General features: G+C 62.4%; 10 protein-coding genes. All 10 read right to left on the bottom strand.

Translation table 11 applies throughout. The features are described from left to right. The 10 genes from ACN9MO_RS29525 to ACN9MO_RS29480 all read right to left on the bottom strand — a co-directional run bounded on the left by ACN9MO_RS29525 (position 1) and on the right by ACN9MO_RS29480 (position 12,611). The gene (locus tag ACN9MO_RS29525) at positions 1-813 is read right to left on the bottom strand and encodes a carbohydrate ABC transporter permease (protein WP_057251719.1); all 813 of its coding nucleotides are present in this window, start codon (positions 811-813) and stop codon (positions 1-3) included. Continuing rightward, positions 806-1,762, bottom strand: coding sequence for a carbohydrate ABC transporter permease (locus tag ACN9MO_RS29520; protein WP_113479783.1), 957 nt, complete (start codon positions 1,760-1,762; stop codon positions 806-808). The genes ACN9MO_RS29525 and ACN9MO_RS29520 overlap by 8 nt, the downstream gene beginning before the upstream one ends. A gap of 19 nt (positions 1,763-1,781) precedes the next feature. Beyond that, complete coding sequence (locus ACN9MO_RS29515) at positions 1,782-3,011, bottom strand: ABC transporter substrate-binding protein (protein ID WP_113479784.1); 1,230 nt, start codon at positions 3,009-3,011, stop codon at positions 1,782-1,784. Positions 3,012-3,031: 20 nt separating this feature from the next. Continuing rightward, the gene (locus ACN9MO_RS29510) at positions 3,032-4,180 is read right to left on the bottom strand and encodes an ABC transporter ATP-binding protein (RefSeq protein WP_425987328.1); all 1,149 of its coding nucleotides are present in this window, start codon (positions 4,178-4,180) and stop codon (positions 3,032-3,034) included. A gap of 195 nt (positions 4,181-4,375) precedes the next feature. Beyond that, positions 4,376-7,408 (bottom strand): aminotransferase class III-fold pyridoxal phosphate-dependent enzyme, encoded by a 3,033-nt coding sequence (locus ACN9MO_RS29505; RefSeq protein WP_425987326.1) that lies wholly within the window; start codon positions 7,406-7,408, stop codon positions 4,376-4,378. Positions 7,409-7,421: 13 nt separating this feature from the next. Continuing rightward, positions 7,422-8,084, bottom strand: coding sequence for an SDR family oxidoreductase (locus ACN9MO_RS29500; protein WP_425988283.1), 663 nt, complete (start codon positions 8,082-8,084; stop codon positions 7,422-7,424). Between the two features lie 10 nt (positions 8,085-8,094). After that, entirely contained in the window at positions 8,095-9,750 is a 1,656-nt protein-coding gene (locus ACN9MO_RS29495) for an amino acid ABC transporter permease (protein WP_057251725.1), read from the bottom strand. Between the two features lie 79 nt (positions 9,751-9,829). Then, positions 9,830-10,576: a transporter substrate-binding domain-containing protein gene (locus tag ACN9MO_RS29490; RefSeq protein WP_057251726.1), complete on the bottom strand. Its 747-nt coding sequence runs from the start codon at positions 10,574-10,576 to the stop codon at positions 9,830-9,832. Between the two features lie 19 nt (positions 10,577-10,595). Next, positions 10,596-11,669, bottom strand: coding sequence for a LacI family DNA-binding transcriptional regulator (locus ACN9MO_RS29485; protein WP_113479788.1), 1,074 nt, complete (start codon positions 11,667-11,669; stop codon positions 10,596-10,598). Positions 11,670-11,855: 186 nt separating this feature from the next. Further along, the gene (locus tag ACN9MO_RS29480) at positions 11,856-12,611 is read right to left on the bottom strand and encodes an SDR family NAD(P)-dependent oxidoreductase (protein ID WP_057251728.1); all 756 of its coding nucleotides are present in this window, start codon (positions 12,609-12,611) and stop codon (positions 11,856-11,858) included. Between the last annotated feature and the right edge of the window lie 214 nt (positions 12,612-12,825).

The raw sequence follows: 12,825 nt of genomic DNA, 5'->3' as shown, positions 1-12,825 counted from the left end.
TTATCCCTTCACCGACGATCCGACCGCGCCATCCATGATGTAGCGCTGGGCGACGAAGAACAGCGCGAGTGGCGGCAGGCAGAGGATGACGGTGATCGCGGCAATCGAGGTCACGTCCACCTCGTGCAATCCCTTGAACATCGAGAGGCCGAGCGTCAGCGTGTATTTCGACTGGTCGTTGAGGAAGATCAACGGGCCAAGATAGTCGTTCCAGGCGTTCATGAAGTGGAAGGTGCCGACCAGCACCAGCGCCGGCATCATCAGCGGCAGATGGATGCGCCAGTAGATGTCGAAGGCGTTGGCGCCATCCATGCGCGCGGCCTCGTCGATCTCCATCGGCACGGTCATGATGTACTGCCGGAGCAGGAAGACGAAAAAGGCGTCGGCAAAGTAGGCCGGCACGATCAGCGGCTTCAGCGTGTTGATCCAGCCGAGCAGGTTGAACTCCATGTAGAGCGGGATCATTTTCACGTCCCAAGGGATCATCATGGTCGCCAGCAGCAGGATGAACAGCGGATCGCGACCGGGAAAGCGGAAGCGGGCAAAACCATAGGCAACCAGCGACGAGGAGATCAGCTGGCCGATCGTCGACAGCACCACCACGATCAGTGAGTTGGTGAGGTAGGTGCCGAATGGCTGCTTGTTCCAGGCGGCGGCAAAGTTCTCCCAATGCCATTCGGACGGCCAGAAGACCGGCGGGAACTGGTAAAGCTCGGCGGAGCTTTTGATCGCCGTCATGAAGGTCCAGTAGAACGGCGCGATGAACAGCGCCGAGAGCAGGATGAGCGTGGAATAGAGCAGCGTCTTACGCATTGTTCTCTCCATCGTTCTGGCGAACTTCGCCTTCGTAATAGACCCAGGCGGCCGACCAGCGCATGACGCCGAGGCTGAGCATGAGCACGATGATGAACATCACCCAGGAGCCGGCGGCGGCGTAGCCCATGTCGAAATACTTGAAGGCGTTGTCGTAGATGTACATGGCGAAGAAATAGGTGGAGCCGAGCGGTCCGCCCTTGGTCAAGAGAAGCGCGATCGTCAGCTGCTGGAAGGCCGAGATGATCGAGGTAATGAAAGTGAAGAGCAGCATCGGACCGAGCATCGGCAGGGTGATGAACACCATCTGCGCCCAGCCGGGAACGCCGGAGACGGTCGCCGCCTCGTAGAGTTCCTTCGGGATGGCTTTCAGGCCGGTGAGCAAGATCAGCATGGTGCCGCCGAGGCCCCAGAGGCTGGCGATGATGATTGCGACGATCGCAAGGTTCGGATCGCCGAGCCAGTTCGGACCGTCAATGCCGACGAAGGACAGCATGAAATTCAGAAGACCGTATTCCCTGCTGTAGATCCAGCTCCAAATCGTCACCAGGGCGACGCCGGAAATGACGCTCGGCAGGTAGAAGGCGGTGCGGAAGAAGCCGCTCGCGAAGGTGATGTGATGCAGCATCAGCGCCAAAAGGAACGACATGACGATGTTGAACGGCACGTAGATCGCCGCAAACTTCACCGTGATCCACAGGCTCTCCCAGAACTGCGGGTCCTCGAACAGCATGGAACGATAGTTTTCGAGCCCGACGAACGTGCGTTCACCGACGACCGGCCAGTCGTAGAAGCTCATCGTCAGCGAGAAGACGAGCGGGCCGAGCGTGAAGAACAGGAACCCGAGAACCCACGGGGAGATGAACAGATAGGGTGCTGCATAGCGCGCGATGGCGGAGCGCTTGCGCCTTGCCACCTTTGGCTCTGCACCGGCATAGGTCATATCCATCTCCCCGTACTCCCTTTTCTTACTTCATCAGCCGCTTCGAGCGGTTGACCGCATCATCGAGATGCTGCTTGGCATTGCCCTGGTCGATCATCGTCGCTTCGATGGCGCGGGCGAGATTGTCCTGGACCTTGCCCCAGTTGGCGTTCTTCAGGAACGCATGGGTCTCGGTGTTCGAGGTGGCGAGAATGTCGAAGAAGGGCTTGTAAATCGGGTCTTTGGTCATGCCCTTTTCTTCTGCCACGCTGGTGCGCACCGGCAGGTCGTTGACGCGCATGGCGACGGCTTCCGGCGAAGAGAAGAACTTGACGAATTCCCAGGCGAGATTCGGATGGGCCGCGTCCTTGGCGATCGAGATCGCCGAGACGCCGAGCGCGGAATGCGCGGTCTTGTCGCCGAACTTCGGCAGTGGTGCCACGCCATACTTGACGCCGGAAGCATCGATGCCGGACTTCGACCACATGGCGCTCTGGAACATCGCGATCTTGCCGCCCTTAAAGAGCGTGCTGCCTGACGTGTCGTCGCCGAGGTTCAGCGTGATCGCTTCCTGCTTCTTGGCCATGTCGCCGAACATGTCGAGCACCTGAGCGGCGGCATCGCTGTTCATGTAGCCGTCGATCTTCTTGCCGTCGTCGGAGATGTATTTGGTACCGTTCGACCAGAGGAACTGCTCGAAGTCATAGGGATCGGGCTTGGCGTCGACGGCAAAGCCATAGACCTTGTTCGGCTCGTCGCGGAATTTGGCTGCCTTGGCGCGCAGGTCGTCCCAGGTCCAGCCGTCCTTCGGCTCCTCGACGCCGGCCTTGGCGAACATGTCCTTGTTGTAGAAGACAACCTGGGTGGTGAAGCCCGACGGCATGCCGTAGGTCTTGCCCTCGACACGAACAGTGTTCATCAGGCCCTTGGGGAAATCGTCGGGCTTGAGCTCGGCCGCGTCCTTGGCGATCAGGTCGTCAAGCGGCTTCAGCGACGTGTAATACTGCGGGAAGTTCCACATATACATGACGTCAGGCGGGTTGCCGGCACCGAAGGCGGCGATCAGCTTCTGATCGTAACCATCGGCATAGGGCTCGACCTGCACCTTCACGCCCGGGTGCTTTTCCTCGAACTTCTTGGCGATTTCCTGCTGGATCGCCAGGCTTTCGTCCGTGTCCCAGGTCGCAAAGCGCAAGGTCTCTTCCGCGCGGGCCGTGGCGGTTCCGGCCATTGCCAGAACCATCAGCGAGCCGATGATCGACTTCCTGTTGAGCATGCTTCTCCTCCTCATTCGGGTCACGCGACCCGCTTTGCCTTTTCCTGATTGATGAGCGCCTGCGTCTCGGCATCGAGCCTGCGCGCGACCGCCTGGCCGTCGCCGTCGAACAGATGGCAATGTTCTGCCGGCAGGCGCAGGTGCACGCGCTCGCGGGCGGAAACCGGATGCGTGCCGCGGACGACAGCGGTCATGTCGCCGCCGTTCTCAAGGCTGATATGGACGTGGCTTTCGGTGCCTAGCCGCTCGACCAGGCGCACGTCGCCGACGAGATGGCTTTCTTCGGCCGAGACCAGCTCGATCTTGTCGGGGCGAATGCCGAGCGTGACGGATTTGGCTTTGGCAATCGGGGCTGCGGCCAGCATCTCGAGCTTGAGCGGATGGGCGAGACCGCCGCCGTTGAGCGTCACCGATGTATCGACCTGCCCGGTCACTTCGGTGGTGACGAAGTTCATGCGCGGCGAACCGATGAAGCCGGCGACGAACAGATTGGCCGGCTGATAGAAGAGTTCGAGCGGCGTGCCGAATTGGCTGACCTTGCCCTTGTCGAGCACCACGACGCGGTCGGAGAGCGTCATCGCCTCCACTTGGTCGTGGGTCACGTAGATCATCGTCACGCCAAGGCGCTCGTGCAGAGCGGCGAGTTCGACGCGCATGGTGACACGCAGGCCGGCATCGAGGTTCGACAGCGGCTCATCGAGCAGGAACAGCTTCGGTTCGCGCACGATGGCGCGGCCGATCGCCACGCGCTGGCGCTGGCCGCCGGAAAGCTGGCGCGGCTTGCGGGAAAGCAACTCCTTGATACGCAGGATGTCGGCGGCGTTGTCGACGCGGCGGTCGATCTCGTCGCGCTTCATGCCGTTCAGCGCCAGGCCGAAGGACAAGTTCTTGCGCACGTTCATGTGCGGATAGAGTGCGTAGTTCTGGAAGACCATGGCGATGTCGCGCTTGGCCGAGGAGACGTCGGTGATGTCGCGCTCGCCGAGGCGGATGGAGCCGCCATCCAGATCCTCAAGCCCGGCAATGGAGCGAAGCAGCGTGCTCTTGCCGCAACCCGACGGGCCGAGGAAGCACACGAACTCGCCGTCGGCGATATCGAGGTTGATACCCTTCAAGACTTCGAGCGAACCAAAGCCTTTGCGCAAATTTTCGATACGGATCGCTGCCAACGGGCCCTCCCTGCCGGCAAGCGCTTAGCAGAGGCCACCGGCACGAGCTTTGCGCTTAGTTAAACGTTTATATGCACGATAAAAACGTTTAACTTTCTTGTAAAGCGGAAAATCGCAGCGATCCTATTTTGCTGTTGAAGGCCGAAGGCAATGGCAAAACGGCCGCCCGGAGGCGGCCGTTTTTGGCTTTCTATCTCAGACGCTTAGACGCCCCAGCGTTTCATCGAGCGCATTGAGGAAGCAGTCGCAATCCTCGGCGCTGAAGGGTGCTGGCGGCTTCACCTTCAGCACATTGTGGTGCGGCCCCTCGCTGCTGAGCAGGATTCGGTGCTTGCGCTTCATCTCGGCAATGACGAAATCGAGTTCGCGGGCTGCCGGCTCCAGCGTCTCGCGGTCGCGCACCAGTTCGATGCCGTTGAAGAGGCCATGGCCCCTGACGTCGCCGATGATCGCGTGTTTGCTGGCGAGCGCCCGCGCACCGTCCATCAGCCGGTCGCCGACGACGCGGCAATGGTGCATCAGCCGCTCGTCGCGGATGACGTCGAGCACGGCAAGGCCGATTTCGGCCGAAACCGGATTGCCGCCGAAGGTGTTGAAGTACTCCATGCCGTTGGCGAAGGAAGCCGCGATCGCCTCTGTCGTGACGACGGCCGCCATCGGGTGGCCGTTACCGATCGGCTTGCCCATGGTGACGATGTCAGGCACGACGCCCTGCAGCTCGTGCGCCCACATATGACTGCCGACACGGCCAAAACCGACCTGCACCTCGTCGGCGAGGCAGAGACCGCCGACCGCGCGCACATGTGCATAGGCTTCCCGGAGATAGCCTTCCGGCAGCGATAGCTGCCCGCCGGTTCCGAGAATGCCCTCGCTGAAGAACAGTGCAGGGCGACGACCATCGGCCGCAAGTGCTGCCACCTGGTTGCGCACGTCCTCGGCATATTTCCTGCCCGCGTGCTCATCACCGTAGCGGTAACGCCCGCGATAAAGGTCGGGCATCTCGGCGACCTTCACATGCGCCGCCTGCCCTTCCCCGCCCTTGCCGGCAAACTTGTAGGGGCTGACGTCGATCAGGCTCGACAGATGGCCGTGATAGGCATGATCAACCGTGATGATGTCACGGTTGCCGGTGTAGGCGCGCGCCAGGCGGATGGCGAGATCGTTCGCTTCGCTGCCGGAATTGACGAAGAAGCAGACGTCCAAGGGCTCCGGGAACTGCGCCGCAAGCCGGCGGGAATATTCGACCAGCGAATCGTGCAGATAGCGCGAATTTGTGTTGAGCCGCTGCATCTGCGTCTGCGCCGCCTTGACGACACGCGGGTGGCAATGGCCGACGTGGCAGACATTGTTGACCATGTCGAGCCAGCGCGTGCCGTCCTCATCGATCAGGTGCGCGCCCTCGCCGCCAACGATCTTCAGAGGTGCTGAGCTATAGGCGAGACTGAGCGACCGGCCGATACGGCGATGACGCTCGCGCACCAGGAATTCCTTGTCGCGCGACACGATCACCGAGACTGGCACGGAGAGGCCAAGCACCGCGCTCGGGTCCGGGCTCACTTCGCGCCACACCTGCCACTGGTCGCGCACGCCGACGCCATGCATTTGACCGCCGAGGCCGAGATGATCGGTGACGATCTGGAAATGCAGATGCGGCGCCCAGTTGCCATTTTCCTCGGCCGCGCCGAAGGCGGCGAAGACCTCGCCCTTGGCGATCGCCTGCCCCACGGAGAGCTTGGCGACGCTTTCGCGTGACAGGTGGCCGTAGAGCGTCCAGAAGCAGACACCACCATCGATCTCATGCTCGAGCAGCACGGTCGGGCCGAAACCGTAGGGGACGGCGTCATCGTGAATGAAGGCGACCTTGCCGGAGAAGGGTGCCGAAACCGGCTCGTGCGCCGGCGCGAAGATGTCGACGCCGAGATGTACCGAGCGACGCGCGCCTTCCACCGATGTTTCGTAAGCCTCACCCTGATAGATGCCCCGGTCTTCGCCATAAAGACCGATGCCAAAGGCCGCACGCTCGCTGCCGATCTGCGCGGCTATGCGCGCCTCGGCTTCTGCGGCATCGAGGCTCGCCCATCGCGCGGCCTCCGGGGCGGATGCGGAGAAGTCGAACACAGCGACCTTCGGCTTAGCGACGTCAGGACGTACCATCGGCGCAAAATCGTGCGCGTTCTTCTCGAGCCAACGGACGACCGCGGCCGCATGCGGAAGCGGCGCCAAACCGCAGGCATCGCGGATGCGGGCAATGGCGATCGCCCGGTTCTCGCTCCGGAGACGTTTCAGTTCGCGCCAGACATCCTCCTGGCTGACGAGCAGGTAGGTATTCTCGGGGTTCTCGCGGATCTGCTTCGCCGCCATGCACATGCTGACGGCGTAGCGGGTAAGCACGAGATCGAAGACCAGCTCGACTTCGACTTCACTCAGCGGGTTTACCTGATGATAGGCACCGCTGAGTGCAGCGATGGTTCCGACCGGATCGGCCGATCCAATCAGCGCATAGGCCGCGGCGACCGCGATTTCGATAACGCGCCAGGTCTCGACCATGTCGCCGAAATCGAGCAGGCCGCTGACCTCGCCCTTCCCATCAAGCAGCACGTTGTAATCGTTGGCATCGTTGTGAATGACCTGCATCGGGCAGGCCGCCAAGCGCGGCAGCACCGTTGACGCAAAATGATCGAGGATCGCGGCGACTGCCGCACGCTTGTCGGTGCCGTCGATCAACTCCACGTGCTTGCGATGCATGTCGGCCCGGCCGATATCCCAGGCATAGAGCCGCTTGGCGCCGGCATGGGAAAAGCCTTCGAGGCTGCGGTCGAGGCCTGCCAGCAGGCGGCCGAGGCTTTCGGCACTGGCGGCGTTGCGTATCGGCGCTTTCGCCCAGATATCGCCCGGCAGCCAGGAGAGTAGCCGTGCCGTGCGCGGGCCGCGAAGCTCGATCTTGCTGGTGACGGCGCCGGCGCGGTCGCGAAGCGCGCGCGAGACCGACAGATCGGATGCCTTGGCGGCAAGATGTTCCAGCACCGCCACCTGCATGTCGAGCTCGTCGGCGTCGCCGGTCGCGTGCAGCTTCAGCAGGAACTCCTGGCCATCGGCGGCCGAGACCCGGTAGTTGAGATCGTGCTCGCCCGGCAGCGGCGAGAGGCTCGCCTCGATGCCGTAGGTGTCGCTGAGCCAGGCGCGGATCGTCGCCAATTCCGGCTCGGTTCTCAAATCTCTCTCTGCCATTTTCTCTGTCCTGTCACCACGAAACCTGCCGCCCGTCAAAGGCGCGAAAACTGCCGCTATCGGCCAAATCTGCCCTGTCGATGATCGCCTTCAGCCCGGCCGCACTGGACGCGACGGAAACGACGGCGTCGCTGCCGCCCATGTCCGTCTGCACCCAGCCGGGATGCAGCGACAGCACCGAAATCCCGTCGCCCTTCAGATCCTGGGCGAGCTTGACCGTCGCCATGTTCAGCGCCGCCTTCGAGCAGCGATAAGCGTAGTCGCCGTCGTCGTCGTCGAGCGTGCCCTCGGCGAGTGAGCCGGCGCGGCTGCTGATGTTGGCGACGACCCGACGCTCTCCATCCTTAAGGCTGGCAAGAAGCGCCCGCGTCACCAGAAGCGGCGCCAGCGCGTTGACGCGCATGACAGTGAGAAAGTCGTCCGTCTCAAGCGTTGGAAGGCCGCCCGTGTCGCCGCGCACGGCGGCATTGTTGATCAGCACGTCGATCGCCACGCCCTGAAGCGCCCGTCCAACAGCCTCGATCGAGGCGGGGTCGGCGACATCCAGGTGAAACCGATCCGTTTCGTCCGTGCGCGGAATGGACCCCCGCGCACAGCCGAGAACGCGCCAGCCGTCCTCGGCATAGATCCGCGCCAGTTCTGCCCCGAGCCCGCGGGAAGCGCCTGTAATCAGCACGGTGCGATGTCTAGCGGTGCTTGATGTCATATTTCCGCTCGATCATGTTGACGAGGCTGGCGGCAGCCAGCGTCAGGAAGATGTAGAAGATCGCCGCCGAGTTATAGGGCGCGAACGGCAGGAAGCTTGCCGACTGGAACTCGCGCATGCGCTGGGTGATGTCGCGGATCGACAGGATCGACAGCAGCGACGTGTCCTTGAGGATCGCGATCAGTTCATTGCCGAGCGGCGGAATGATGATGCGGAAGGCCTGCGGCAGAACGACGAGGCGTGCCGTCTGCCAGCGGTTGAGGCCGATGCTGCGCGCCGCCTCGACCTGGCCGACCGGAATGGCGTTGATGCCCGAGCGGAAGATTTCGGCGAGATAGGCCGAGTAGGCAAGCGCCATCGCGACGATGCCGCGCATCAGGTTCGGCGGGTCGAGCACGCCTTGGGTCGCATCCTTGAGCGCGCCGCTCAAGGGCAGGCCGACATAGAGCACGATCACAAGCATGGGGATGCCGCGGATCGTATCGACGATGAATTCCGAACCGATCGCCAGCGGGTGGCGCTGATGCAGGTAGCCGCCGAAGGTCAGCAGGCCAAGAATGATGGCAAGCACGGCAACGGTGACACCCGCTGCCCGATCGCGGTCGTTCAGTGCTTCGGTCTTCCAGAGCACGGGCATGTCGGCTGGCGCGGAGGCTGCCGGCAGCAGTGCTGCCGAAACGCCCTCGCCCTTGGCGATCGAGGCCAGCGCCTCGGTTGGGCCGACAAAGGTGCGCACCGGGGTCTCCGCTTGCGGCGCGCCGTCATACTGGCCGAAACGCACGGCGCCGATCAGGCCCGCCGGTGTGTTGGTGACGATGCCGACCTTGCCCCCAAGCGTGCCGGCGAGCACATAGGTATCGCGCGGCTGCAGCAGGAACCAGCCGGCGGCCAGCGCCAGCACCAGCGTAGCAATGGCGAAGTAGAGGCTGGTCCTGACCGTCGATCTGAGTTGCAGCAACCCGACCCAGACAAGGCCCATCAGCGCTGCCAGGATGTAGGCCGCTATCGCCGCACGGATGGTGGTCGCGACGCCCGCGGCAAATGCGATGTGGGCGAAGAAGAAGACGAAGACCAGACCCGCACCGTTGACAATACCGAGGATCCAGCGGGCAAGGCGCCGCACCCGGTCGTCAGGCGCTGAGCCTGAACGTTTGCTCAGGAAGAAAAGGCCGAGGCCGATCACGGTAACCGCGAAATAAAGTGGGAACAGCCACGCTTCGACGCCACGCACCATCAGATCGGCCGCCTCGGTCAATTGCCGTGGCGTCACGCCCTTGGCGATCAGTGTCGACTTGAACGGATCGACACCGTTGGCAACGACGGATGCGACGAAGGGATGGATGTTGTGGCCGATGACGAGGACGGCCGCCGCGGCAAGATTGAGCACGGCTGCGACATTGGCCAGTCGCGGACGCGGCGCCTTGGCGCGCGAGAAAACGAGCAAAGTGATCCCTGACGCAAACGCGATCGCCAGCGCCAGAAAGCCCGGCACGAAGGCCGACGAGCCGTTTTCGACACCGAGGATCGCTCTCAGCGAGCGTTGGTAGTCGCCGGAGGAAATGAAGAGATAGATGATGAAGGGCAGCGCGGTCAGGATGATGAGATTGCTCGGACGCACGCTTCTCAGGAACGACATTCATTCCTCCGGGGCATAGTAGACAGACGGAAGACCCGGAGTGCGAGCACGCGCTCCGGGTCCGATCGGCATTGTGAGCTTACTTGAGGCCCCAGTATTTGTTGACGAGCTGGTCGAGCGTGCCGTCGTCCTTGATCATCTTCAGGCCCTCGTTGAAGGCCGCAACGTTTTCGTCGCCCTTGCGGAAGACGAGACCGAGCGGATCGGATTCAAGGTCCTTGATCGCAACGACGAGCTCCCCGGCGAATTCGCGTTCGTAGGCGGCCGCATTGGCGCCGTTGATGACGACGCCGTCGACGTCCTTGTTCTTGAGCGCGATGATCGCGGCGCTGAAGGTATCGTAGGCGGCGACGTTCTCCTTGCCGACGACACCCTCGGCAACCTGGGCATCTGTCGTGTTCGCCTGGGCGGAAAGCTTTCTGCCGGCGTCCTTGAAGCGGTCGAGCGTGATGCCCTGGTCTTCAACGCGCATCAGCACCGCCTGGCTGTTGACGATGTAGGGATCCGAGAAATCCATCGCCTTCTTGCGCTCCTCGGTGATCGAGACGCCCGACGCGACGAGGTCGAAGCTGCCCTGGTCGAGGGCTGCGAAGATGCCGTCCCAGCCAGTCGTGACGAATTCGGCCTGGCAGTTGATCTTGGCGCAGACGGCGTTGACCACATCGACATCGAAGCCGACGACCTGTCCGGTCGCCGGATCGATGCTCTCCATCGGTGGCGAGGTCGTGTCGGAGCCGACCTTCAGCAGTTTGCCGCCGAGATCGGCGGCGTGAGACACGCTCGAAGCAAGGGCTGCTACAGCCAGGGCAATCATCAGTTTTTTCATGGTTCTCCTCCTTGGATAATTAGCTTTGGGTCAGGCGGCCGCCGAGATTGTCAGGCTGCCGCGCGATCAACGTCGGCCTGAAGACCTGCCGCAACGCCCCAGGGTCCTCCCCCTCCATGCGGCGCAGCAGGAACTGTCCGAGCGTGCGGCCGAGCACCTCGATCGGCTGGTAGAAGGTGGTGATCGGCGGCGTGAAGTAGGCGCTGACATTGATGTCGTCATAGGCGATGACGTCGACATCGACGCCGACCTGGCGGCCAAGGCTGCCAAGTCCCGAGAGCACGCCGAGCGTTGTGGATTCGTTGATGCAGACAAAAGCGGTCGGGGCATCGTCGAGCTGCAGGAAGTCGATCACCGTCTTCCGGCCGAAATGGGTCGAGAGGTCGCCCTCGGCGATCAGTTCCACCGGCGCATCGAGACCCGCCTCGCGGAACGCCCGGACAAAACCGTCGATCCTGTCGATCGCGTACGAGAGCCGCCGCTCCGGATTGACAAGCGCAATGCGACGGTGGCCACCGGCGATCAGTCGCGCGGTCGCCGCATGGGCGGCCCATTCGTTGTCGATGTCGACATGGGCATAGTCGAGATCCTTGTGGCAGCGCCCCATCGAGACGAAGGGGAAATGCTCGGCAACGAGCAGATCGATGCGCGGGTCTTCGGCGAGAATGCCAGAGAAGATCAGGCCATCGGCCAGCCCCTGATCGACGATCCGGCGCGCGGCTTCAGCACCATCGGCCGCATCGCGGATGACATGCACGGACATGCGATAGTCCGTGCCATCGAGCGCCTGGCTGATGCCGCTCAAGGTCTGGGTGTACTCGACGCCGTCCCACTCGTAGTCACGCGCGGCAGTGACCGGCATCAGCACGGCGGCTTGAAAACTCTTGCCGGTGCGAAGCGCCATCCCGCGCGCGTTGGCTTGGTAACCGACCTCGCGTGCCGCCTTGTAGATGATGTCTCTTGTCGCCGGGGCGACCACGGGAGATTCGCGCAGCGCCTTCGAGATCGTGGCGATGGAATAGCCCGTCATCTCGGCCAAGGTCTTGATTGTCGGCGTCGGTGTGCGCCGCACCCTGTGGATCTCAGTCGCCATGCACCCTCCCAGGCCCCGGCCTTCTCCTGGAGATTAGAGGTAGCAGCCAATAAAAACGTTTTCAAGGAAAATAAAAACGTTTTTATTTTGGATGATACGCATGCAGAAAAGGCGCGGTCGCCGCTAGCGGCACCGGCCTTGACCAGCGGGGCATCAATTTTTCAACGATTGAGAGATGCAGCTAGCTCAGTGAGCAGTATAGGCGCCGTCTACGAGGTGAACGCTTCCGGTGATGAAACTCGCCTGCTCCGACAACAGGAAACAGATCAGAGCCGCTACCTCGTCTGGCGTACCGCGACGTCCCATTGGTTGCAGCGACATCATGCGTCTACTGCTTGCGACGTCCGCATTCTCTGAAGAGAGCGGCGTGTCGATCCAGCCAGGCGCCACGGCATTGATGCGAACCCCAGCTCGGGCATACTCGATCGCGGCCGCCTTCGTCAGCCCAACCACTGCGTGCTTGGCGGCCGTATAGGCGGCAGCGGTCGGCAGCGCGACTGAGCCCAGAATGGAAGACGTGTTGACGATGGCGCCCCCACCTTGCGCCACCATGGCCGCGATCTCGTACTTCATACAGTAGAAAACGCCATGCAAGTTCACGTTCATCAATGCATGCCAGCCATCGAGTGGATAGTCGGCTGTCGCCTTGCGGATGCCTTCGATGCCGGCGTTGTTGACCGCCAGATGCAGACCACCACAGGTCTGCACGGCGAACGCCACCAGCTTTTCCACCGCGGCGGGATCGGCGACATCGGCCGCGACATCGTGGGCCTTGCCCCCGTTCGCGCGAATTTCTTCGGCAACCAGGCGCACGGCGGCAGCGTCAACATCCGCAGCAACTACTTCCGCTCCCTCAGCAGCGAGTTGCCGGCACACGGCTGCGCCAATTCCGGAACCGGCGCCCGTCACAAGCGCAACCTTCCCAGCGAAGCCTAGATTCATACTGTCATTCCTAACGTTTAGCTTTCGACCAATCCAGCGCGCGCGACATCGCAAGTCATTCCATGAAATGCACTCGAAGCCCCGATCTTCCAATCAAACAGCAGCAGCAACACACAAGAATCGCGATATTTTTTTACCCGATTCATGCACTGCACCCAGGCCCTCTTTCCAGATATACAGTCCTTTCTGTCCAATTCACCCGGAACGCGGGTGA

Source organism: Ensifer sp. R-19 (assembly GCF_049905105.1).
In the GTDB taxonomy this organism is placed as follows: Bacteria; Pseudomonadota; Alphaproteobacteria; order Rhizobiales; family Rhizobiaceae; genus Ensifer.
This window is presented reverse-complemented; position numbering and strand designations above follow the sequence as displayed.

What these genes read in the sequence shown, in the direction of transcription:
- ACN9MO_RS29525 (WP_057251719.1), bottom strand. Translation starts at nt 813, where the DNA reads ATGCGTAAGACGCTGCTCTATTCCACGCTCATCCTGCTCTCGGCGCTG.
- ACN9MO_RS29520 (WP_113479783.1), bottom strand. Translation starts at nt 1,762, where the DNA reads ATGGATATGACCTATGCCGGTGCAGAGCCAAAGGTGGCAAGGCGCAAG.
- ACN9MO_RS29515 (WP_113479784.1), bottom strand. Translation starts at nt 3,011, where the DNA reads ATGCTCAACAGGAAGTCGATCATCGGCTCGCTGATGGTTCTGGCAATG.
- ACN9MO_RS29505 (WP_425987326.1), bottom strand. Translation starts at nt 7,408, where the DNA reads ATGGCAGAGAGAGATTTGAGAACCGAGCCGGAATTGGCGACGATCCGC.
- ACN9MO_RS29495 (WP_057251725.1), bottom strand. Translation starts at nt 9,750, where the DNA reads ATGTCGTTCCTGAGAAGCGTGCGTCCGAGCAATCTCATCATCCTGACC.
- ACN9MO_RS29490 (WP_057251726.1), bottom strand. Translation starts at nt 10,576, where the DNA reads ATGAAAAAACTGATGATTGCCCTGGCTGTAGCAGCCCTTGCTTCGAGC.
- ACN9MO_RS29485 (WP_113479788.1), bottom strand. Translation starts at nt 11,669, where the DNA reads ATGGCGACTGAGATCCACAGGGTGCGGCGCACACCGACGCCGACAATC.
- ACN9MO_RS29480 (WP_057251728.1), bottom strand. Translation starts at nt 12,611, where the DNA reads ATGAATCTAGGCTTCGCTGGGAAGGTTGCGCTTGTGACGGGCGCCGGT.